This is a genomic window from Sulfurospirillum diekertiae, assembly GCF_011769985.2.
GTDB lineage: Bacteria > Campylobacterota > Campylobacteria > Campylobacterales > Sulfurospirillaceae > Sulfurospirillum > Sulfurospirillum diekertiae.
On the sequence record NZ_CP039734.2, the window covers coordinates 1,683,228 to 1,706,011 of the forward strand.

The window sequence follows — 22,784 nt, forward strand, 5'->3', positions numbered from 1 at the left end:
TTTAAATAATCTAAAAAAGCATTACATGTAAAGATGAATTAGGGGAAAATACACAAAGATGAAAAAGAGACCAAAGCCTCTTTTTCACAATGAAGTCGAAAATTTACGCGTGATTGTTTTCTGCTGTATCAAGCGCTTGAGAAACATCAACAATGATTTGAAGTTTTTTGATGATTTCACTCATTGCACGACTCTCTTCTTGTGCAGCAAGGCTAATGCGCTCAACTTCAGCCTGTGTTTTGATAATTTCATCGACCGTACGTTGTAACGCCGGAACGATTTGATCAACGACTTTTTGAACATCCATAATGGAGATACGAATATTATCGGTCGATTTGTTGCTTTGATCGGACAGTTTTCGTACTTCACTGGCAACAACGGCAAATCCACGTCCATGGTCACCCGCACGTGCCGCTTCAATCGTTGCATTGAGCGCTAAAAGGTTGGTTTCACTTGCTATATATTTGATCGCTGTCGTAATATTACCAATTTGCTCGACCGCTTCGGTTAACTCTTGTGCCATATTGTTTGTGACTTGAATATTTTGCACTTCAGAAGCTAATTTGCCATTAACGACGACAATGGTGTTGGCAGTATTTTCAATAGACTGAGATGCCGTTTGCGTTATCACAGAGATCTCTTTGGTTAATGTCGCAAGTTTTTTAGAAATATCACGCGCTTCTTGCAAAGCCTTATCGCTATTAATCGCCGTGACGACTTGTGCCAAACCACTCACACTCTCAGCAGTTGCCGTTCGAGGAGGACTTGGAATGACCGTAACATCTGGACGTAAATAGTGGCTAAATTTCGAATAAAGTGCTTTACCTGAAGAGACATAGCCATCGGTTCCGATAATATATTTGGCTTCCAAAAGAGCATCTTTCGTTTCAGCTTCACTGCACTCATCAAAAGGAACAATTTTATACCCTACATGATTGAGATTGTAAAATTTTAAAAATTTGAGTAAAACATTCGCACCAGAAGTGCTGTTATTGAAGATGACTACATTTTCGCCGCTAGGAATGCGACCAACGGTGACAAAAAAATCCGTTGGAGGAACAAATTCAACAGAGATCACTTTCTCTTTGCCATATTTCTTGACCATTTCATCATAACGATTCGCAAAACAGACAACCAAATCAAAATTTGCGACATCATAATTTTGATAGTTACTTAAAGTAGCTTTTTGATACGTGGCAGCGGTGGAAAGAGTAGCATCGACTAATGAAACAAGCTCTTCTGTTGTTGCTTCATTGGCTCCGATTAAAAGTAGATTAACGCTCATGTACTTCCTTTAAATCAGTATATTAATGACAAAATAATGAAAAGTATCGCCCCTATTTGTTGTGCTCTTTTCAATCAAGCAATTCTCTACCTTTATATTATAGACAAAAGGTTGGACAAAAAAGGGACGAAAAATAAGCAATGCTTTTGTTCGAATCATAGTACAATAATCCAAAATTTAATAAGGGGTTTGTATGTTTGACATTCAAAACTATTACAGCTTTATCGCTGCCATTTTAGTTTTTCAACTGATACCTGGTGCTGGAACCATTGCAATTTTAAATGCTACGGCTCGTAATGGTATTAAAGCAGGACTTGGTGCTGTTTTTGGAACACTCTTAGGTGATTTTGCCTTTATGATAGCCGCTCTGGCAGGACTTGCCGCTATTATGCAACAAAATCCCTTTTTGTTTGAAATGCTTCAATATTTTGGTGCAGGCTATTTATGTTGGTTAGGCGTTGGATTGCTCCGTACTAAAATTGAATCCGATACGGGGAAAGTGGAACCTAGGAAATCAGCCTTAGTCTATTTTAAACAGGCTTTTTTTGTCAGCATCACCAACCCAAAAGTCATGCTTTTTTTCGTGGCATTTTTCCCACTCTTTTTACGTCCAGACGCTTCCAATGTAACCCTTGGTGCGATGATTTTACATGTAAGCCTTATCAGCCTTGCGTACCAAGCGCTTTTAGTTCTTTTGGGCAATACGTTAGCACATAAACTCAAAACCTTTCCTCTTGCACGTCAAATCGCGACACGTCTTGCAGGTATTGCACTCATTGCGTTTGGCATTAAACTTGTCAGTCACAACCGTTAGAAAGTTGGATCAATGCCTCTTAAACATATTTTACTAGCCCTGAGTGTCGTTGTCATTTGGGGAGTTAATTTTGTAGTGATTCAAGTCGCTCTGCAAGAATTACCTCCTCTCTTGCTCACATTTTTCCGTTTCTTTTTTGCAACCTTCCCTGCCATCTTCTTTTTCAAGCGCCCTCAAAACACCTCTTGGAAAATGCTCTTTTTTTATTCATTGAGCATGTTTATTCTAGACTTCGCCTTTTTATTTTCAGGCATGTATGCAGGAGTCAGTTCGGGCATTGCCTCTCTTGCCCTTCAAACGCAAGTCTTTTTTACCGCCATTTTAGCCGTGATTTTCATCAAAGAGAAGATGACACTTGCCAAGATCATTGGAGCAATCGTTGCTTTTTCGGGGATTGTATTTGTGGGATTTCATGCAGGAGGCGACGTCAATCTCTTAGGACTTGCTTTAGTCGAATGTGCAGCCCTTTCATGGGCAATTGGCAATCTTGTTTCCAAGCAGATCGGCAAAGTCGATATGCTCAGCCTCGTGGTTTGGGGAAGCCTCATCTCGCTTCCTTTTTTACTGGCACTCTCTTATATTTTTGAATCGCATTTGTGGAGTTTTGCGATGTTCACGCATCTCACGTTCAAAAGCATTGGTGCGATTGCCTATCTTGCGTATCCTGTCACTTTTTTTGGGTTTGGCATTTGGAGTTGGTTGCTCAGTCGTTATCCAGCCACTACTGTCGCTCCTTTTACGCTTTTAGTGCCTGTGGTTGGATTTACCTCTTCGGCTATTTTAGTGGGAGAAGCCTTGCCCAGTTGGAAGCTCATTGCAGCGTGTTTGATCGTTACAGGCCTTGTCATCAACCTTTATGGAGATCGGCTCATTAAGCGAACTTAAACTTTATAACATCATCTATTTTTTAAGCTACTACCTTTTTTGGTAACCGTTTTGTTTTTTTTATAGACTAAAATGACCAGAACAATTCCAAAAAAGGTCTTCTGTGCTATTTAAAACGAAAATTATTCTGACGGTATCTGTTTTAATGTTTTTAAGTCTCATCTCCTTTAGCCTCTTTAGCTATCAGGACACCAAAGAGAACAGCATTCATCAAATTGAATCCAGCCTAACGATGGCCTCTCGTTCGTTTAAAGACTATATAGATCTTCTGCTGAGTACCAAAAAAAGTAACATTGAAAGTGCATCGCGTTATTACAAAGACATTGACATCAGAACTCTTCACGATATGGTTGAAAAACTGGGAGAAACGACTAAAATCATTGGGGCAGTTGATTCGTATGTGGGGTTTGAAGATGGTGGAATGATCTGGGGGAGTGAGAAAAATCGACCGCAGGGGTATGATCCTCGCACCCAAGCGTGGTACAAGCAGGCAAAAGAAAGTAAAAAAATCGGCATCACCGATGCGTATGAAGACACTACGACTAAAACACTGATGATCACCATGATGACCCCTATCTTTGATGAAAACAACGTCATTATAGGTGTTCTTGGTGTCGATATTGCACTAAATTCTTTGACTAAGACCCTTTCTGAAATCACCTTCGAGGGAGGTTATGGTATCTTACTCGATACCAAGGGAACGATTGTTGTTCACCCTAATAAAGCACTTATTGGTAAAAATTTAGCCAGTGTTGTTCCAAACCTCACACGCCAATTTAATGATAAACAAGAAGGCATTCTCAACTACACCTATGACGGTGTCGACAAATTGTTTGCCTCCACCATTTCAACTCAAAGTGGTTGGCGCATTGCTATTGCATTCGATAAATCAACATCTTACTCTTTCTTAAATTTGCAAATACAAAAGCTTTTTCTCATCGGTACACTGATGCTTTTGGGTTCTGTTGTCATCATTGTCTTTTTAATTAAAGCCCTTTTAAAACCGCTCGACAGGCTAGGAAACATTGCTTATGAGCTTTCAAGCGCACATGGAGATCTTAGTCAAAGACTTGAGGTCATAGGAAATGATGAATTTGGAAAGGTATCATCGTACATTAACACTTTCATTGCAAAACTGCACGAAATTGTCACCCATTCTAAAATCATTAGCCATGAGAATTTTTCGATATCGCAACAACTTTCAAAAAATACTTCAGAGATGGTACGCAATGTGGAAGCAGAATCAAAAATTATTCTCTCAACAAAAGAGGAAGGAAATGCCCTCACCCATGCCATTGAAAATTCCGTCGATAAGGTCAAATCATCTCATATCGTTTTAGAAAAAACACAAAAAGAGATGCACAGTGTTAAAACAAAGTTTGAAACATTAGAACATACCATGCAAATAACCGCTCAAAAAGAACAAGATTTGGCTGAAAAACTCAATCATGTGAGCCATAATACCAACGAAATTAGAGATATTTTAGGCATTATCCATACGATTGCGGAACAAACTAATCTTTTAGCGCTCAATGCCGCTATTGAAGCAGCACGCGCAGGAGAACATGGTCGTGGCTTTGCTGTGGTTGCTGATGAAGTGCGAAAACTAGCCGAAAGTACACAAAAGAGTCTGATTGCGATTGATGCAACCGTCAATGTGGTCGTCCAATCTATTATGGATGCCAACACCGATATTGCTCAAAATGCCCATGAAGTACATAATCTTGTAACCCTTTCGTTGGAGTTAGAAGAAAGCATTAGCGATATTGATCTTATTATCCAAGAGACGATTGCCAATACGGCTCAAACCGTTGATAGCTTTATCTTTACATCGAGCAAAATCAACCATATGGTCGAAGAAGTTGAAAAAGTCAACATTCTTTCTCACGAAAATGTCTGCAGTATTGAAAAATATATCGAAAGCATCCGAAGATCTTCACCGTATGAATGAAAATCTCAATAATGAACTCCAAAAATTCAAATCTTAAAAGGGATGAAAAGCTTTTACATGTAAAGAGAAATCATCGCTTATTTCTCTTTAATTTGCATTAGATTTTCACGCCTTTGGATCGCTTTTTCTTCCTCAAAAGGAAGGGTTAATGTTTGATTTAAGAGCTCTAAACTGAGCTTCTTTTCGGAATTAAGGGCTTCTGTTGTTATCTCACCGCCTAATTTTCCTAAAGCAAAACAATATTTACCTTTGAGTGAGACATTATTTTCACTGCTTAACGTATTAATGCGTGAACATTTATCTACCCATAAAAACGCATCTTCAGCATGGTAATCGTGCAAATAGCCAAAGAGTTTGACTGTCTCAAAAAACTTGAGTTTGACTTCAAAGAAAGGACTGACCTCCAAATTCTCACTCAAGTGCAATAAAATTGGAAATTTGTACAGTGTTGAGCCTATTTTAAGACTGTTTTTTGTCGTATCTAAGACTAACTCTTTCTCTATTTTTGGGAATTCCCAAAAACGACTAATCTCATTGGACCACGCGTTTAAAAGTTTATCTACATCTTTAAATTCTTCCATCAATGAAGGCTCATCGCCCAAAAGATCTCTGCTGAGTCCAACGGTTCCTTTATAGCCGAGAAAGGACAAAAGCGTTGCGCCAATATCCAAGGTACTTCCTACTTTTTCAATTTTATCACCATGGCTTAGACGAGGGTCAATGATCATAAATTGATCGCGACGCTCACCCTTCATAAGATCATCAATCGCCATATTGTGCATTGCAAGGTGGTCAGAGCCTACAACAATAATCGTATTTTTACCATAAGGCGAATCTTGAATCTGCTTGATAAACTTTGCAATTAACTCATCCGAACAAATCACCGCATTGAGCATGGAATTGCTGCCATCCTTATACTCCTGAGCCTTGCAGCTTTTTGAGACATGTCCATAAGGATGATGCGTATCCATGGTAGAGAGAAACATCGCAAATTTTTGTTTGCTTTTGGAATACTTTTTAAAATCATTCCTCGCAATATCAAAAAGGGTATCATCATACAATCCCCATGGTGTTTGATAACTTGGATTTGAAAGCAAAGGTTTAAGCTCTTTAATGCCTTTGATATCATCAAACTGATGGGTTTTATAAAGTTTATCAACGCCTGCAAACTCTAAAGGTGAACCACTGCGGTAGATGAGTTTATACCCTTCTTTATGGAGCATATCACTCATACACACGGCACCTGAATAAAACGTACTCATCTTAGACATAGAATTGCCTTGAGGAGAGTCTGAATTTCGAGAAGGAGTCACCAGAGGAAGTCCACACATCACCGATGTCATTCCTGCAATCGTCCAGCTAGTTCCCCATGCTTGTTTTATCTGCGTAAAAGAGATACTTTGCTCTCTTATTGGACGTAGCGCGGTGACTAAAGAGGGAAATATTTTTTCATCAAAATAGGTGTCTTCAAAACTCTCTGCAAAAATATAAACCAGATTAGGATGATTTTCGCTAATTGCCGATAATGAAGCTGTTTTATAATAATCTGAAAAATTATATTTGAGGCTCAAAGGATTTTCAACTCCAAGGACGCTAAGCGCACTCTCACCTAAAAAGCGTACTGTTGGGTGGATGATTAAAGCCAATATCAACGACACCGTTGATATAAGTCGTTTCAGCTTTTGATGCTCAGAAAGAACACTGTTTTTAAGCATTCGATAGTAAAAAACTGAGATCATTAAACTGCTGATCAATAGTCCAATTCCGACTGCTATGATTAAATAATAATCAGCAAATCCAGAGCCATCCAGCCCATAACGAAGATGGAAAATAACGGCATCGTTAATACCCTCTCCCGTAAAATAGTTGGAAACAATATAACACGCACTGAGTACCATATAAAGAAAAATAACGACCGCGCCAATAGATGCAGTCCTAGAAGTATAGGTACGATGTTTAGAGGTAAATAAGGCGATAAGAAAAAGTCCTGCGGATAACCATAACATGTTATTCATTGTTGTTTAGATTCCTCTTTTATTTTAGATCGATATTATAGCTTGTTGTTAAAAAATTGCATTAAAAATTCTTCTTTTTAAAAACTGATTAAATTTTAATCATTTAGCTGAGTATATTAAAATCGTCTAAGTGATACAATTTCATCAGTTCAACATTTTAGGAGGAATTCATGAGAAAACTACTTTCTCTCGCAACATTGTTGCCTTTATCAACATTGTGGGCTGCAGAAGAAGCGGCTACTGAAGCAGCAGCAGATGTTGCTGAAAAGGTTTTAACCCTTGACGTGGGAAACACTGCTTGGGTTTTAACGGCAACCGCACTCGTCATGTTTATGACACCAGCGGGTTTGGCACTCTTTTACGGCGGTATGTCTCGCTCTAAAAACTTGCTTAACACGATTGCAATGAGTGTTATGGGATATATCGTTGCAGCCGTTGTTTGGGTTGTAGCAGGTTATACCTTGGCGTTTGGTACAGATATTGGTGGTGTTATCGGTTTTGATAGCCTCTTTTTAAGTGGTATCAAAGTAACGGATCTTTGGGCAACTGGTAGCATTCCTGTCCTTCTTTTTGTAGCGTTCCAAATGACCTTTGCAGGTATTACGGTGGCTCTTGCAAGCGGTGCTATTATTGAGAGATTAAAGTTTTCAACTTGGATCGTTTTTGCGGCTATTTGGATTCTAGCAGTGTATGCTCCTATTGCTCACTGGGTATGGGGCGGCGGCTTCTTATCAAAACTAGGTGTTCTTGACTTTGCAGGTGGTACGGTTGTTCATATCAATGCAGGTGTTGCTGGCTTAGTCGTAGCACTAATGCTTGGCAAACGTGCAGATTATGGTAAAGCGATGTTCCCTTCATCTGTTACCTTGACGGTACTAGGTGCAAGTATGTTATGGTTTGGTTGGTTTGGATTCAATGCAGGTAGCGAACTTGGAGCAGATGGAATTGCTGCGAGTGCATTCCTTGTCACCAATACAGCAGCAGCTGTTGCAGCACTTGCGTGGATGATCATCGAATACATTACCTATAAAAAATTCACATTACTCGGTATCGCTTCTGGTATCGTAGCAGGTCTTGTTGCGATTACTCCAGCAGCAGGTTTTGTTGATACAAGTGCTTCACTGATCATTGGTGCAGTTGCTGGTATTGTCGCGTTCTACGGTGTTAATGGCTTGAAAAAAGCACTTAAATACGATGACTCATTGGATGCATTTGGTATCCATGGTGTTGCAGGTATCTGGGGCGCACTTGCTACGGGTATTTTTGCAAACCCAGAAGTTAATGAACTTGGTAAAGGTTTACTCTACGGAAATGCAGAGCAAGTCATGATTCAAATCGAAGGTATCATTGTAACCATCGTTTACACAGCGATTGCTACTGCGATTGTCTTTAAAATCGCGTCTATCTTAACAGGTGGTGCAAGAGTAAGCGTCGAAGCTGAGTCACAAGGTTTGGATGAAGTAGAGCACGGCGAAAAAGCTTTTAACTTAAGATAATAAGGATCTAATATGAAAAAAATCGAATCAATTATCAAACCATTCAAACTTGAAGATGTTAAAGATGCTTTGGCAGAACTTGATATCACAGGTATGACAGTGAGTGAAGTAAAAGGTTACGGAAGACAACAAGGACACTCAGAGCTTTACAGAGGTGCTGAGTATGTCGTTGACTTCTTACCAAAAATTAAAATTGAAGTCGTTGTTGTTGATGATCTCGTTGACAAAGTCATCGATGTTATCGTTAAAAGTGCTCGTACGGGTAAAATCGGTGATGGAAAGATCTTTGTTTCTAACATTGAAAAAAGTGTTCGTATTCGAACCGGTGAGCTTGATAACGAAGCAGTATAGGCTTTCTTTACTCTGGGCAGAATTTATTCTGCCCAAACCTCTTCATCTTCCTCTTGTAACGCTTTTTCTTCTTTCATCCGATACGTCATCACGAGATTAAAACAGAGCTCACTGAGCATCAAAAGATCCCACATAGAAAGAATATCCAAAAAGGGCATTCCCTCTTCTAAACTTTCAAAATCGATATTACATGTAAAGATATAAGCATCATTTGGAGCACCTAGTTCTGGGAGATTGAGCGAATATTGAAACGCAAAATGGATATCCGCTTTGCGCCCCATTCTACGAATACGTTTGAGCGTTCCATCAAAATCTTTTTCATTGAGACGAATCTCTGAGTGAATGTTGTGCGAAAGCACATTGCGAACAAACGAGACAATATCAAAAAAGTTCTCATACTGTTCACCAAAGAGTTTTTGCATAAAAACTTTAAAGGGACTTTCAAAACGTAAGCTCTCTACTGTCGCCATACAAATACCACGAAAAGCATTGAATTCAACAAAATACTCAAAGAGTGAAATCTCTTCTTTTTTAGTTTGTCTGGCATTGACTAAAAGCTCTTGAATGATTTCCGCATTAAAGTAGTAGGCTTTATCATTTTCATATTTTTTTACCACAAACAAACTTCGATCACTTAGGTCTTCTGTTTTGGAAAGCCTGCCTAAAAACTCCCCCATATGCAAAAAATAGAAATTCTGCTCTACCAGTAAAAGAGCATCATCCAGTAAAATACCTGTGTCGGTCATGTCACTTTTTCCAATCGTACTTTCATCTCTTGATACGTTGCACAATTTCCCTCCTGACTCATGGCATGAGGGGTAAGCCTGTTGGCATTTTTTGCCCCACTGTAAAGGAGCAGACAGTCATCTCGAAGTATCGCCGTAGGCATGACAGCATATTCACATGTGCCATAGCGGTTGGTAAGCCGCACACGCTCTTCTTGCTCCAAGCCTAAACAAAGCGGCACATAGAGATATTCATCGGTCACAAACTGTGAATTTAGCGACTTGTTTTGTTTTGCCGCAATCAAGTAAAAGCCTTCTTCATCCTCAAAATCGTCGTCAAATTCGTCCATGAATTCAAATTTTCCACTTTTCGTGTAAAACGTCTTTTCATATGGTAAATCTTCATAAGTTTTAGAGATTAAAAAGCCATCTTTTTCCACACTATTGGAAGCAATCACCTTTTCAATAATTGCCTCTTCGCTTTCCAAAGAATCATGCCCAAAAGCGGCCAATAACGTTTGCGTTAGATCGTACTCGCTGATGCCTATTGGACTCTCCACAATTTTTGGCATACGCCCCACAAAGGGATGCCCATAGCTTAATTTAACGTCATTTTTTGCCAAAAAAGTTTTGGCAGGAATGATCAAATGGGCGCGCGCAGATGTCTCATTTTCATGCAAACCAAAATAAACAATACATTTTGATTTATCCAGTCCCTCTTCCACTTTAGAAGTACAAGGCATTTGATTGAGCGGATTACCGCCTTGGATAAAAACAAAATCATACTTTCCAAAATCGACTATCGGAAGAGGCTCTTTTTTCGCGTCAACTTTAAATGGTAAACTGTAACCAAAGCCACTGTTGGAAAGATACCCAACCCCACAGCCTACTTTGCCAAATAGTCCAAGCATGGCACCGAAAGCATCGATGGCACGTAAAACACTGTGTCCAAAGCTGTATTTTTGTACTCCAATGCCCACTAAAATAGAGACTTTTTTACCTTTAATAAGATGAAGTAACGCGCCTATTTCATCTAAATTCACGTGCGCTTTATCAAGTAGCTTTCGCATCGGAATACCACTGATAAAATCTAAAAAGTCTTTATAATTGAGTGTGCGTTCATTTAAAAAAGCGTGATCTTCCATCTCTTCCATAGCCACTAAACGACAGAGTAAAAGCGCTAAATAAAGATCTCCTCGTGGTTTAATTTGAATGTGAAGATCAGCATGATGCGAAAGATCAATTTTAACAGGGTCAATAACAATGAGTGTCTTACCCTTCAAAGAAGGAAGCATATGTGAATTTGTCACTGTAGGATTTCGTCCCCACAAAATGACGACCTCTGCATCTTTTACATGTAAAGGTGAAAGGCATAAGTTGGCACCTCTTCCCTCACAAACGCCAGCGTCTCCTGCCTCATCACACAGTGAACCAGAAGCCAGCACTGCACGATGCGAAGCAAAGAATTGTTTAGTAACCCCTTGCATGATACCTAAGTTTCCACTCCCTTTAAAAAAGAGTGTACGAGAGGGTTCGTATGTGTTTAATTTCTCTTGAAGAATGGTAAGGGCTTCTTCCATTTTGATACTTTGCCCCAAATAGCGTGGCTCTTCAATACGTTCAAAGGTATGAAAGTGATTGAGGTGGTGGCAGAGATAGCCTTGCGTAATCGGGTGAGCTTTATTGCCTTTGAGCTTGAGCTCTTTTGTTACAGCAATACTACACCCATCAAAACAGTCTAGTGGACACGTAGTAAAATGCATTGAAGCCTCTTTGTAATAGAGTTTAGTGATACAATTATACAGTGTTCTATAAACGAAGTAGTTTATCTTCTAAGATTTCCCATGTTAAATGCTCATCAATCTCTAAATCAATATGCTGATACACCATAACAAGTTCATGTTCAGTTACTAATGCATCAATTTTGGAGTAGTTCATCTGCTGCTCGTTTTCGTTTACATGTAAAACTAAAAAATTATCACTATACGCCCTTACAATGATAGATTCAGGATACAGTTCACCAATCATTTTGGCGATTAAGCACAAGAATTCATCGCCCTTTTTCCAGCCATATTTTTTATTATATAAGGAAAAATTAGTGCAATTCAGATGATCTACACTTACAATTTTCAACTGACAATCACCCGCATGGGCAAAAATAAACTTCAGGTAATTAACATTGTAAAAGCTTGTCAGTTGATCGCGAAAATAGTAGGAAAAACGCATCTCTTCCAGCAAATCTTTGGGCATTTGCGTGGTATTTTTAGGAAGGGTCACATTGGCAAAAACCTCTTTTGCCACATTCACAATATAAGGGTTAAACTGTTTGCCCTTCTCTTCTTCTAAAATAGCAAAAGCCTCTTGCCTGCTTAAGCTTTTGCGATAAGCGCGATTGGTAGTCATTGCATCAAAGGCATCTGCTACAGTAATAATTTGTGAGAAGAAAGGAATTTGGTCGGCTTTTAAGCCATCAGGATACCCCATGCCATCATAACGTTCGTGGTGATGCAACACAATATGTGCAAGCCCAGAGAAAGGTTCACGGGAGAGAAGTTCATAACTCGCCGTCGAATGGCGCTGGATCAGAGAATACTCTATAGAAGTTAGTTTATCGGGTTTCAGTAAAATCGCATCAGGAATTTCAATCTTGCCGATGTCATGTAGCATTCCCGCTTTGTAAATAAAATCAACATCATCGCTACTGTAGTCCATTTCAAGCACAAGCATTTTAGAATACTCCGCAACTCTTTGACTATGACCTGCTGTGTAACTATCGCGTTTTTCCATCATATCGATGAGTGCGTACATACTCTCTTCATACATTTTTGTTTTTTCATTGAGGTAATTGCGACCACGTGCATGAATCCACCAAATGGCGAAAAGACCCAAAAGCCATGTTCCAAAATAGGTGATGATGAGAAAATAATAACTCTGGGGATTGGCAGTTTTAAACGTGGGAACTTTCATCTGAATGGTTGTAAAACCGAGCAAATCACCAATGGCAGATTCACTATGCACATGACAAGAAATACACGCTTTATTGGCAAACATAGGCTTTACGTAGAAGAGATGCTTGATGCCTGCATCTTCATAAAGAGCAAAACTGTCATGGTGTTCGTTTTTAACATTTTGAAAGGCTTGTTTGAGCGAAGGTTTTAAAGCAGAATGTGCAAAGTCTCTGGAAACAGGCGCAATGTCAAATTCCATACTGCTCTGTTTTGCCAGTAAGGCAAGAAGATCTTTGAGTGAAAAATTCGTTCGAAAATTGTAACGTTCATCATCATTCATCGCTTTTGCTTTTTGCTCATAAACCCAAAAAACAAAGGCAAGAGACTCCTCAGCAACACCTTTGATGCGTTCTAAAGAGTTCTCTTCGATATGCTTTTCTTCATTGTAAAATTGGTACACAACAAAAACGGTTGTTAAAAGGGTCCAAAAGATGGTTAATAAGATAGCAAGTTGTTTAAAATAACGAATTCGTTTACTGACAGACATCTTTTTTGGCAATCTTTCACTGATTTTGTAAAAATAATTTTACTTAATTATGCCAAATTTAACCTTAATGCTCTATTTTACATAAAAAGTGAAAGCACTTCAAACGTGCTTTCACTGCAATGAAGTTAAATACTGATTTCTTTAATATCTGCAATCGATTTAAAAGCATTGTAAACGGAAGCAATAAGATTTTGGCGATTGGCTTTTATGCTTAAATCTTCTGTGTTCACCATGACGTTGTCAAAGAAGGCATCGATTTGAGGTTTGAGTGCAAAAAGAGCATCAAGATTTTCTTCAAATGAAGCATAATTTTTAGCAATAACCGCTTTGAAAGTAGCGTAAAGTTCTTTTTCATAGCTATTGTCAAAGAGTGCTTCATTAACAGGTGTTTCAAAGGAAACATCCATATTTTTGATAATGTTTGCAACACGTTTAAAGGTTGAAAACATCTCTTTAAAGCCATCGTCTTGAACAATACTGGCAAGTGCTTTAATCTTCTGTGAAAGTTTCACAATATCACGTTCGCCACTGCTAATAACCGCTGAAATGATTGAAGGATTGACATCAAAGAATTGATACATTCGCTCCAAGAAAAACGTCTCTAGAACGTCGAAATCAAAGGCTTTATACGATGCACTTAACGCTTTGAGATCGCTTTTAATATCAAAAGCAATACCCTGATCCAGTACAATTTTGATGATACCATTCACCGCACGACGAAGCGCATACGGGTCTTTATTACCTGTTGGGATTTTATCGATACTAAAGAGCGCAATGAGTGAATCAAGTTTTGAAGAAAGCGCAATAATAGAACTAAAAAGTGTACTAGGAAGGGCACTCTCTTCTGAATTGGGAAGGTACTGCTCTTTAAGAGATAATGCCAAGAGCTCATCTTCATGTGCTGCATTTGCATAGTAATACCCCATTAAGCCTTGAAGTTCAGTAAATTCATAAACCATTTCACTTAAAAGATCGCTCTTGCTGTACATTACAGATTTGTCCATAAGCGCTTTCAAGGTTGAAGCATTCAGGCGGGCATTTTGAGCAAGAAGGGTTGCTTGGTATTTTGAAACAAGGTACGTTGTGATCTCTTTTTCACGAAGCTCTTTATCAAGCAAAGAACCCAAACCATCAAGGTAAGTGATGTCTTTCAGTCCTTCATAACTCAACCCATGTTTAAGGTCATTGTCCAAGAAGAAAAGAGCATCCGAAAGACGTGCTCGAAGCACTTTTTCATTGCCTCTTACGATTAAGTCATAATCATCGCTGATCGCATTGGAAACGACAATGAAATGATTGGTGAGTTTGCCCTGTTTGAAGACAGGAAAATAGCGTTGATTCTCTTTCATGGACGTGATAATGACTTCAGGTGGTAATCGTAAAAATCGCTCTTCAAAACTACCCATCAAGGCTTTTGGATGTTCTGTAATCGCTACCACTTCCGCTAAAAGCTCTTCATCAATTTCAATGTGAATACTCTCTTTTTTCTCAATCGCTTTAAAATCATTTAAAATGATCTCTTTACGTTTGGTTGGGTAAAGTACAACGCCACGCTCAGCCAATCTATCAAAATAATCACCTGCAAACATGTACGCAAAAGGCTCATACGAAACGGTTCTATGTGGATACGAAAAAGGTGTTGATTCTACGCCAAAAAGAGAAAAAGGTACATGCTCATCACCTAACATACAACCAATCCAGCGAATAGGACGAATAAAATGCTCTTCCAAAAAGCCCCAACGCATGGACTTTCCAAAATTCAGCCCTTTGATAAAACTTTCAATCATCTCTTTAAGAAGGAGCTTTGAGTTTTGACCTGCAATGGTTTTTTTATAGTAAAGTACCTCTTTACCATCTTTTGTTGCGCGAGAAACTTCACTAAAATCAACACCACATTTTTTGGCAAATCCAAGTGCTGCAGGTGTTGGAACACCTTCCTTGAGTGCAACAGAAAGTGGTGCTCCAAAAAATTCTTCTTCACGTTCCTCTTGCTCGGTAGGAAATGCTTCATGCCAAAGCACCAAACGTCTAGGAGTGTAGTAAAAGTTAAACTCGCAGGCCAACGCATTTTTTTCTAAAATATCAAGCCAGAGTGTTTCAATATTGGGGAGTTCTTTCAAAAAGGGGATTGCAGGAAGTTCTTCAACGCCTATTTCTATCAAAAGGGGTTTGATCATTGATTGACCTTTACATGTAAATAATTTAGGTCTATTTTAACCTAGTGTTGGTTAAATCGTCCTTTTACATGTAAAGGGGGTTTGAGAGTTAACGGCTGCTTTTACAGTGCCCTACCAGCTTTGAAAAAAGCCAAATAGAGGGACAAAAATCGGTAATGGCCCATACAAGAATCATTGCGATGACAAATCCAAGCAATATCGTGCCATAAATGGAGCCTGCACTCATGAGACAACACGCAACAAAAAGCACTATCGCCATCATAAAACGTTGAAGTTTTTCAGCACATATCATATCGAATCCTTTTATGTTAGTTATAAGGTGTAACTATAAAAGCAAAGGGCTTAAAAAGGTGTTATTTTTTTTACCTAATATGCAGATGTATGGAAAATTGCAGTCAATGGGAAGTGATCCGAAAAGCCCTCCCCTTGGTGTACTCCTCTTCCTCTATCGCTTATTTGCCACCGTTTTGGATTATTATTTTCATCGAGCATATACGGGCGCATAAAAACGGCAAAGGAAGCTTCATTGTAATCAATCCCTTTGCCATCACTCAGCGTCTTGGGGATAATTATATGATCCAATGTTGCCTTTTGTTTTCCATAACTGTGCGAATAGCGTTTTTCCACAGGCAGATCATACCAAAGGTTATATAACTCACTCTTTTTATCACCCGCATGAAGAATAGTATCTAGACCCATCCCCCAATCTTTTTGCACGTGATAAGGCGAGTTAAAATCTCCTAGAAGAAGATATTCACTGCCCTCTTCTTTTAGCAGGAGATTATGCAGTGTGGTTGCATATATGAGTCTCTCTTCTTCTTTCTCTTTTTGGGCAGGCCAATGGTTGATATAAACATCTAAGCGCTGGCTATCAATTTTGAGAGTAATGCGATGAATGCCTCGTGCCTGATCTTTTATAAAAATGGATGCTGTTTTTTCAATAGGAAAACGTGACAGAAGTGCTGTTTCAATGTTCACACGTTCTTTTTTCTTGGGATAAAACAGATACGGATACGCTTTACTTCCAAGAGCAGCGTTTAACTTTTGAAGGACGGCTTTGTTTTCAACCTCTTCTAGGGCAATAATGTCCGCATCCATGTCGGTAATGACACGGGCAATATTGGCGATCTTGATCTGCAACATCGCGTCATTCCAACCATGTTTAGTATTGGGTTTATACTCTTCATACTCGCTACCATCATTTTGAGCATCAAACAAATTTTCAACATTGTACGTTGCCACTTTAAACTCAAGAGCTGAGAGAAATAGTGGGATAAAAAGCAGAACCCAACGAATCAATGTTTGTGACTTTGCATTAATTTTCACTTCCGATCATAGGTTCAAACTCACCTGATTCCGTATTAAAATACTCCAAATTTCCTGTTTCAAGATGATAATACCAAGAACGAATGAAAAGCTCACCCGCATGAACACGACGTTCAACATCTGGGTAAGTTAAAAGGTTTTTTGATTGGAAAAGCAGTGAAATTTTTTCGGTTAATTCAAGCCTTTTAGCGTGACTGACATCTTTACTTAATTTTTGTGTCACATAATTTTTAGCATCCAATCCTAACTCTAACCACTTTTTAACATGCACCAAGTTAATGTCCGTAATGTTGGTATACATCGTCTCAATCGCACCGCAATGAGAGTGTCCACAAATCACAATGTCGGTAACGCCCAAAACGGAAACAGCATATTCAATCCCTGCGGCGGTTGCATGAAAGTCATTATCGGGCGCAAAAGGAGGAACGAAGTTACCAATATTTCGAAGCACAAAAAGATCACCAGGAGATGAGAGTGTAATTAATGAGGGATCTACTCTAGAATCACTACACGCAATAAATAAAACCTTAGGGTTTTGACCATTTTTTACAAGATCCAAAAATTTATTTTCATACTTTTTAAATTTGGTATCTTTAAACTTTTCGTATCCACTAATTAACTCGGCTATTTTCATCATCAAACACACTCCAAAGTTTTTAGATGCAACATTATATAGAAACAGAATGAAAAAGAAATTACAAGCCAAAAAATATTTAAATACGCTTTTAAAGCAAAGCTCTAAAAGCTACGTTAACACTGCGTTCTCTTCGGCAGAGAGCCCACGCACCTTTTGGTGCTTTAACTTCTTAAAAACTTAGATTTGTAAGAAGTCTAGTATAATTACACCATCACTTCAGTATATAAAGGAAAACAATGGAATTTAAAAATGTGACTGTTGTCAAAAAAGCAAACATCTATTTTGATGGTAAAGTCGTTAGTTATACCGTGAAATTTGAAGATGGCACGACCAAAACACTTGGTTGCATGCAAGTAGGAGACTATACTTTTAACACAGGTGCTGCCGAAGTGATGGAATTTTTAAGTGGTGAATTGAGCGTTGAGCTTCCTAACCAAAAAGAGCCTTTAGTGATTCATGGTCAAGCAACCTTTGAAGTACCTGCAAACTCAAGTTTTACGTTACATGTAAAATCTATTGCGGATTATTGCTGTTCTTACGCACAATAATTTCAGGGTGTTTCAACAACGCCTCAAGATCGGTGACATTCAAGGGTTTACTAAAGTAATACCCTTGAGCTTCATCGCATCCTTGCTCTTTTAAATAATCCAACTGCTCTTTGGTTTCAACGCCTTCTGCAATAGTTTTTAGACCCAAACTCTTACCCAATGCAATAATCGTTTTAACGATTTCACGATCTTCTGGATCAATACTAATATCACGAATAAAAGACTGATCAATTTTGAGCTTATAGACCTTAAAACGTTTCAAATAACTCAGAGATGAATACCCCGTACCAAAATCATCAATGGACAGGCGAATTCCTTTTGCGGAAAGCTCATTCATTGTTTCAACGGCATGAACAGGGTTTTGCGCTGTCACACTTTCCGTCAGCTCAATCTCAAAATAACAGGCAGGAAGATTAACCTCATCAAGGATAGAACTTACAAGATTGGAGAGATGGGCATGATGAAATTGAACAGCGGAGAGATTAACGGCTACACTCATTGCAGGAAAGCCACTATCAAGCCACTCTTTCATAGCCTTAGCTGCCGTACGCATCACCCATTCGCCAATTAAAAGTATCTGTCCACTCTCTTCGGCAATAGGAATAAATTCGCAAGGTGAAATCATACCAAACTCAGGATGATGCCAACGAAGCAGTGCTTCCACTCCTACGATTTTACCATCACTAAGTGAAACTTGAGGCTGATAATGCAGACTCAGTTCACCTCTTGCATGGGCATAACGAAGGGCGTTCTCCAAATTTAAAATGCGAGCGGAACGGCTTTGAATTTCGGAAGTAAAGAAACGATAACTGTTTCTTCCATTTTGTTTTGCCAGATACATTGCGGCATCAGCACATTTAAACAGAGTGTCAATGTCGCTTCCATCATCAGGATAAAGCGCAATACCAATCGAAGCAGTGGTAATCAACTCATTATCGGCAATTTTAATCGGCTGTTCAATAGCTTGCAAAAGTCGTTTTGCCATATGTACCGTATCGTCCACGCTTACACCGGGCAATACAACCACAAACTCATCGCCACCTTGACGAGAAAGTGTATCCACTTGACGCAAAAGAATCTTCAAGCGATTCGAAACTTTGACCAACAGTTGATCACCCACGGCATGCCCTAGTGTATCGTTGATATTTTTAAAATGGTCAAAATCAATAAATAAAACTGCTAATTTTTCATTTTGTTTTTGTGCAATATTAAGATCATGATCAAGACGCGAACGGAGTTGAAGTTTATTGGGTAATGAGGTAAGAGGATCAAAATACTCAAGTTTTTGGATTTTTTCTTCATTTTCTTTGCGCACAGAAATATCACGTGAGATGCCAAGTATGCCTATAAGATCACTATTTTGATCATAAATAGGTGTTTTAATTGTCTCAAAAAAACCATTGTATCCATCTTCTTTAAAACTGAGCTCTTCTTCATTTCGTACAGATTGATGCGCATCCATTGCGATAATATCATGCGTTCTAAAAAAATCGGCTTGTTGGTAGTCCACAAACTCATAATCACTTTTACCGACAATATCTTCTTCTTTTGCACCATATAATCGCTCAAACGCTTTGTTACAAAGAAGATAAATGCCATTAGGATCTTTAAGCCAAACAAGATCTGGAATCGCATTTAAAACAATTTCTAATTGACGTGCCAGTAAGTTTTTTTCATCTGTAGTTTGAAGGACTTTGGATTCAAGAGCAACTTTAGCCATCTTCAGCTCAATAAATAATTTCACCATATAGGCTAACATCAAGGCGAAAATAAATGCCATAAACTCTCTGACCAATAAGACAAGTGAATGACTCCACCCTTTGGTTGGCGCTATGCTAATGGTCCATGTAGTGTTGGGAACTTCAAAGGAATACATAACAGGATCAATCAAAGAAGAATGGCTTGTACTAGCGATGATCTGTTTCGTTTTATTATCAGGATGAACCCGCCATACTTCGTAAGAGAGTCCTTCGTGTTCTAAATGTGCACTTTTCACTGTATCAAAAATTTCTGAAATACGTATGACGGCTAAAACAAACCCTAAAAAACCCTCTTTTTTTGTTTCATCTTCAAAAAGCGGTAAACGACCGACTAAACCGATACCTCCTTGTACAAGATCCAAAGGACCCGCCAAAGTAAGTTTACCACTGTCCCGTGTTAGAAACGACTCTTTTTTTTGAGTTTCTATTTCAAATAAATTCAATCCAAGTGCTTTTTCATTACCGCGAAGAGGCGCAACTTGTGCAATGACTCCAGCAGGTGCAATAGCAAGCTCGATGACACCCGGATATTCAGATAAAAGATTTTTTGAAACTCTTTCAAAATTGCGTATAAAAAAATCATCATTTTGGCTTAACAGTGCTTGAAGTGTGTGGGTTGAGGAGAGCGCATGTTCGAGATTTAATTTAATGTCATAACTGTAGTTTACTGCAGCCGTATAGACTTTAGCACGTTCTTTTTCAGTTTCCAAAGTGTCGAAATAATAAATAATGAGCGATAAGAGTGAAAATGCAACTATAAAAATAATGCTCAGAACTATTTTAAGGTTGCGTAATGGCATCAAAACTTCTCTATTCACACACACCCTTTTTCTATGAAGTGACTTATTGTATCAAATAATTGCTTTGACAAAAAGTGAGGCAGATGCAAATGCCCATTGAAAATTAAAACCGCCTAATTCGCCTGTGACATCAAGCACTTCACCGATAAAATAAAGATCCTTACATTTCAGGCTTTCAAAACTGGCTTGATCAATTTCAGATGTACTGACACCACCCTTTGTCACTTCCGCTTTAGTGTAGCCAAAATTTCCAGCAGGAGCAAAGGTATAAGACTTTAAAGAGCAGAGTAATGTTCGCTCGTGAACCGTTAATTTGGAAAGCACTTTGTCTTCCATTCCCATAGCATCCAAAAAGGCTTTAATCAGACGTCTTGGAAGCCCAAGTGCTGTAATAATCTGCTTTTTACTCTGTGCTTTCAATAAAGCTTCCATACGCTGAATGTGCGGCAAAAAGTCAATCGTGATATTCCCTTTTTTCCAATACAGCGACCCACTTAAAACGACAGGCCCACTAATACCTTTGTGAGCAAAGAGAAGATTTTCACTAAAACGTTTCCCTTCTACATGTAAAACCACAGGCAGAGCAATACCACTGAGTTCTTTCATCCAAAATTGCTCTTTTTGAAGCGTTAATCCAACAAGGGCAGGAGAAGGAGTCACGATAGTATGTCCAAAGGACGCTGCAATTTTATAACCAATATCGCTGGCTCCAATACTTGCATAACTGAGTCCTCCACTGGCAACCACCACTTTTTTGGCATGAATTTCACCTTTGTCGCTCTGCACAACAAAGTGGTCATTTTTCGTTACATGTAAAACCTTAGTAGAAAGATAAAACGTGCAATACGAAGTCAAACGTCCAAAAAGGGAAACCAACTCTTTAGCACTATTGGCACAAAAGATCTGACCATGGTCACGTTCTTCTATACTAAGGTGGTGCTGTTTTACAAAAGAGAGTGTTGATGAGGCATCAAAGGAAGAGAGAATGGGCGCAATAAACGCTTGATCGCCCAAATAATTATCAGCTGTTGCAAAACGATTGGTGAGATTGCATTTGCCTCCACCTGAGATCAATAATTTTGCCCCTATTTTAGGATTAGTATCCACCAAAGCAACATCATGCCCTTGTAAGTGCGAAGCTGCCATCAGCGCACTTGCACCCGCACCAATAAAAAGAATATCGTGGATTTTCAAACTCAAAACTTTACCAAAATCAATTACTTAGTTGCACATGTATAATTGACGGTTGCCGATAAAAAGAGGGTTTCCTCATGCAAAATAGGCTCTTCGGTAGGTGCATACTCCTCTTTTAAAGGGGCATTTGCCCGTGCGAGCATACGCTTCATCATAACAGGTTGAGGCTCAGTTCCTTCAAAAGTAACCGCACTGATTTCGCAGTGCATCTTCGTCTCTTTTGAAAAAAAGGACGCTTGTTCACTCGCTGTTTGTAACAAAGAGGTACGCATTGCAAGGTGCGCACTATTGCGAGCTTTCAAACTCACTTCCCATGTTAGAGCACTTTGATTGATAAGAACACTTTGCGCTTTGATTTTCTGAATTGCCGCTAAGAGGGCATTGTAATGATCAATGGACTTAAAATCGCATCCAAAAGAGAGCGTGCCACCGTAGCCAATAAAAATTTGCTTTTGATCTTTATAGGTGTAACGAGGGGTAAGATAATAGCCACCACCCTGGCAAAACTCACCTTTAGGGTCGAACTGTTTGACCGAAGCGACAATAGCATTGAGATGTTCTTTAATCCCATCAGCACTTTTATTTTGCTCTTCAAAACCAATCTGAGCACGTAAGACATCAGGCGTTAATGCTTGAGAAACATGCTCGTTGGTGGTGATGCTCATGGCTGCACTGGCGAAAAGTGGTAGAAAGCTTAACAGAAGCATTACTCGTATTTTCATGGTATAGCCTTTAATGGTTTATGACCAAGATGTTAATTTAAATGTCTCAAAATTTTGACGAATAGCATCGTAGAGAATAATGCCAGCCGAAGTCGCTTGGTTCAAGCTTCTGCCATTTTTTCCCATCGGAATGGTGATGGCATTTTCCCATTTCATTTGCATCAACTCCATCGGAAGTCCTGTAGACTCTCCTCCAAAAAAGAGAAAATCCCCCGGTTTAAAAGAGGCTTCAAAGTAAGTTTTCTTTGTTTTGGTTGTCGCAAAAAAGAAACGCTCCAATTTGTCTTTGTGCGCTTCTAAAAAAGCATCTAAATTTTCCCAAACCGTCACGTCCAACAAATGCCAATAATCTAACCCTGCGCGTTTCACACTCTTATCACTGATCTCAAACATGGTCGGCTTAACGATGTGCAATTTACAATCGGCATTAACGCACATACGACCAATACTCCCCGTATTTTGCGGGATTTGGGGATGAACTAAAACGATATTGAACATAAATGAATCTCCCTATAAACAAAACTGACCATGCTTTTTAACTTTGTCATAAATACATTACATGTAAAGTGTAGAAAGGCAACGTTTCTGCCTCGCAAGAGGCTA

19 protein-coding genes are annotated in these 22,784 nt (G+C 38.9%); 6 read left to right on the forward strand and 13 right to left on the reverse strand.

Annotated features, from left to right (window positions below; translation table 11 throughout):
• Positions 1-103: 103 nt before the first annotated feature.
• Complete coding sequence (locus FA584_RS08570; RefSeq protein WP_167749163.1) at positions 104-1,285, reverse strand: methyl-accepting chemotaxis protein; 1,182 nt, start codon at positions 1,283-1,285, stop codon at positions 104-106.
• A 193-nt stretch (positions 1,286-1,478) separates the two neighbouring features.
• Between FA584_RS08570 and FA584_RS08575 the strand changes: the two genes are divergently transcribed.
• The 3 genes from FA584_RS08575 to FA584_RS08585 all read left to right on the forward strand — a co-directional run bounded on the left by FA584_RS08575 (position 1,479) and on the right by FA584_RS08585 (position 4,935).
• Positions 1,479-2,099, forward strand: coding sequence for a LysE family translocator (locus tag FA584_RS08575; protein ID WP_167749164.1), 621 nt, complete (start codon positions 1,479-1,481; stop codon positions 2,097-2,099).
• Between the two features lie 12 nt (positions 2,100-2,111).
• Complete coding sequence (locus FA584_RS08580) at positions 2,112-2,984, forward strand: EamA family transporter (RefSeq protein WP_167749165.1); 873 nt, start codon at positions 2,112-2,114, stop codon at positions 2,982-2,984.
• A gap of 103 nt (positions 2,985-3,087) precedes the next feature.
• Positions 3,088-4,935, forward strand: a complete 1,848-nt coding sequence (locus FA584_RS08585) for a methyl-accepting chemotaxis protein (RefSeq protein ID WP_228448561.1) — start codon at positions 3,088-3,090, stop codon at positions 4,933-4,935.
• Between the two features lie 77 nt (positions 4,936-5,012).
• On the opposite strand, the gene FA584_RS08590 is transcribed toward FA584_RS08585, so the two are convergent.
• Positions 5,013-6,950, reverse strand: coding sequence for a sulfatase-like hydrolase/transferase (locus FA584_RS08590; protein ID WP_167749166.1), 1,938 nt, complete (start codon positions 6,948-6,950; stop codon positions 5,013-5,015).
• 170 nt (positions 6,951-7,120) lie between these two features.
• On the opposite strand from FA584_RS08590, the gene FA584_RS08595 reads away from it, so the two are divergent.
• Complete coding sequence (locus FA584_RS08595) at positions 7,121-8,446, forward strand: ammonium transporter (RefSeq protein WP_167749167.1); 1,326 nt, start codon at positions 7,121-7,123, stop codon at positions 8,444-8,446.
• 12 nt (positions 8,447-8,458) lie between these two features.
• Positions 8,459-8,797: a P-II family nitrogen regulator gene (locus tag FA584_RS08600; protein ID WP_087438912.1), complete on the forward strand. Its 339-nt coding sequence runs from the start codon at positions 8,459-8,461 to the stop codon at positions 8,795-8,797.
• Positions 8,798-8,820: 23 nt separating this feature from the next.
• On the opposite strand, the gene FA584_RS08605 is transcribed toward FA584_RS08600, so the two are convergent.
• The 7 genes from FA584_RS08605 to FA584_RS08635 form a co-directional block, all read right to left on the reverse strand.
• Positions 8,821-9,588: a hypothetical protein gene (locus FA584_RS08605; protein ID WP_228447963.1), complete on the reverse strand. Its 768-nt coding sequence runs from the start codon at positions 9,586-9,588 to the stop codon at positions 8,821-8,823.
• Entirely contained in the window at positions 9,540-11,285 is a 1,746-nt protein-coding gene (locus FA584_RS08610) for a molybdopterin-dependent oxidoreductase (RefSeq protein WP_167749168.1), read from the reverse strand. The genes FA584_RS08605 and FA584_RS08610 overlap by 49 nt, the downstream gene beginning before the upstream one ends.
• Positions 11,286-11,331: 46 nt before the next feature.
• Positions 11,332-13,017, reverse strand: a complete 1,686-nt coding sequence (locus FA584_RS08615; protein ID WP_167749169.1) for an HD domain-containing phosphohydrolase — start codon at positions 13,015-13,017, stop codon at positions 11,332-11,334.
• A 125-nt stretch (positions 13,018-13,142) separates the two neighbouring features.
• On the reverse strand, positions 13,143-15,194 hold the full coding sequence (glyS, locus tag FA584_RS08620) for a glycine--tRNA ligase subunit beta (RefSeq protein WP_167749170.1): 2,052 nt from the start codon (positions 15,192-15,194) through the stop codon (positions 13,143-13,145).
• An 88-nt stretch (positions 15,195-15,282) separates the two neighbouring features.
• A complete protein-coding gene (locus FA584_RS08625; protein ID WP_087438917.1) occupies positions 15,283-15,486 on the reverse strand; it encodes a phosphoribosylaminoimidazole synthetase in 204 nt (67 codons plus the stop codon).
• 74 nt (positions 15,487-15,560) lie between these two features.
• The gene (locus FA584_RS08630; protein WP_167749171.1) at positions 15,561-16,520 is read right to left on the reverse strand and encodes an endonuclease/exonuclease/phosphatase family protein; all 960 of its coding nucleotides are present in this window, start codon (positions 16,518-16,520) and stop codon (positions 15,561-15,563) included.
• Positions 16,510-17,154 (reverse strand): carbonic anhydrase, encoded by a 645-nt coding sequence (locus FA584_RS08635; protein ID WP_167750613.1) that lies wholly within the window; start codon positions 17,152-17,154, stop codon positions 16,510-16,512. The genes FA584_RS08630 and FA584_RS08635 overlap by 11 nt, the downstream gene beginning before the upstream one ends.
• Positions 17,155-17,393: 239 nt before the next feature.
• Between FA584_RS08635 and ppnP the strand changes: the two genes are divergently transcribed.
• The gene (gene ppnP / locus FA584_RS08640) at positions 17,394-17,705 is read left to right on the forward strand and encodes a pyrimidine/purine nucleoside phosphorylase (RefSeq protein WP_167749172.1); all 312 of its coding nucleotides are present in this window, start codon (positions 17,394-17,396) and stop codon (positions 17,703-17,705) included.
• Here the strand turns inward: ppnP and FA584_RS08645 are convergent.
• Genes FA584_RS08645 through FA584_RS08660 form a run of 4 tightly spaced genes read right to left on the reverse strand, consistent with a single transcriptional unit; the run spans position 17,671 to position 22,679 of the window.
• Entirely contained in the window at positions 17,671-20,283 is a 2,613-nt protein-coding gene (locus tag FA584_RS08645) for a bifunctional diguanylate cyclase/phosphodiesterase (protein ID WP_167749173.1), read from the reverse strand. The two genes, ppnP and FA584_RS08645, sit on opposite strands and share 35 nt — an antisense overlap.
• Before the next feature lie 33 nt (positions 20,284-20,316).
• A complete protein-coding gene (locus FA584_RS08650) occupies positions 20,317-21,465 on the reverse strand; it encodes a BaiN/RdsA family NAD(P)/FAD-dependent oxidoreductase (protein WP_256431157.1) in 1,149 nt (382 codons plus the stop codon).
• 17 nt (positions 21,466-21,482) lie between these two features.
• Positions 21,483-22,181: an SIMPL domain-containing protein gene (locus FA584_RS08655; RefSeq protein WP_167749174.1), complete on the reverse strand. Its 699-nt coding sequence runs from the start codon at positions 22,179-22,181 to the stop codon at positions 21,483-21,485.
• 18 nt (positions 22,182-22,199) lie between these two features.
• Positions 22,200-22,679: a tRNA (cytidine(34)-2'-O)-methyltransferase gene (locus FA584_RS08660; RefSeq protein ID WP_167749175.1), complete on the reverse strand. Its 480-nt coding sequence runs from the start codon at positions 22,677-22,679 to the stop codon at positions 22,200-22,202.
• Between the last annotated feature and the right edge of the window lie 105 nt (positions 22,680-22,784).

What these genes read in the sequence shown, in the direction of transcription:
- FA584_RS08590 (WP_167749166.1), bottom strand. Translation starts at nt 6,950, where the DNA reads ATGAATAACATGTTATGGTTATCCGCAGGACTTTTTCTTATCGCCTTA.
- FA584_RS08635 (WP_167750613.1), bottom strand. Translation starts at nt 17,154, where the DNA reads ATGAAAATAGCCGAGTTAATTAGTGGATACGAAAAGTTTAAAGATACC.
- FA584_RS08615 (WP_167749169.1), bottom strand. Translation starts at nt 13,017, where the DNA reads ATGTCTGTCAGTAAACGAATTCGTTATTTTAAACAACTTGCTATCTTA.
- FA584_RS08595 (WP_167749167.1), top strand. Translation starts at nt 7,121, where the DNA reads ATGAGAAAACTACTTTCTCTCGCAACATTGTTGCCTTTATCAACATTG.
- FA584_RS08610 (WP_167749168.1), bottom strand. Translation starts at nt 11,285, where the DNA reads ATGCATTTTACTACGTGTCCACTAGACTGTTTTGATGGGTGTAGTATT.
- FA584_RS08570 (WP_167749163.1), bottom strand. Translation starts at nt 1,285, where the DNA reads ATGAGCGTTAATCTACTTTTAATCGGAGCCAATGAAGCAACAACAGAA.
- FA584_RS08660 (WP_167749175.1), bottom strand. Translation starts at nt 22,679, where the DNA reads ATGTTCAATATCGTTTTAGTTCATCCCCAAATCCCGCAAAATACGGGG.
- FA584_RS08625 (WP_087438917.1), bottom strand. Translation starts at nt 15,486, where the DNA reads ATGATATGTGCTGAAAAACTTCAACGTTTTATGATGGCGATAGTGCTT.
- glyS (WP_167749170.1), bottom strand. Translation starts at nt 15,194, where the DNA reads ATGATCAAACCCCTTTTGATAGAAATAGGCGTTGAAGAACTTCCTGCA.
- FA584_RS08600 (WP_087438912.1), top strand. Translation starts at nt 8,459, where the DNA reads ATGAAAAAAATCGAATCAATTATCAAACCATTCAAACTTGAAGATGTT.
- FA584_RS08580 (WP_167749165.1), top strand. Translation starts at nt 2,112, where the DNA reads ATGCCTCTTAAACATATTTTACTAGCCCTGAGTGTCGTTGTCATTTGG.
- ppnP (WP_167749172.1), top strand. Translation starts at nt 17,394, where the DNA reads ATGGAATTTAAAAATGTGACTGTTGTCAAAAAAGCAAACATCTATTTT.
- FA584_RS08655 (WP_167749174.1), bottom strand. Translation starts at nt 22,181, where the DNA reads ATGAAAATACGAGTAATGCTTCTGTTAAGCTTTCTACCACTTTTCGCC.
- FA584_RS08575 (WP_167749164.1), top strand. Translation starts at nt 1,479, where the DNA reads ATGTTTGACATTCAAAACTATTACAGCTTTATCGCTGCCATTTTAGTT.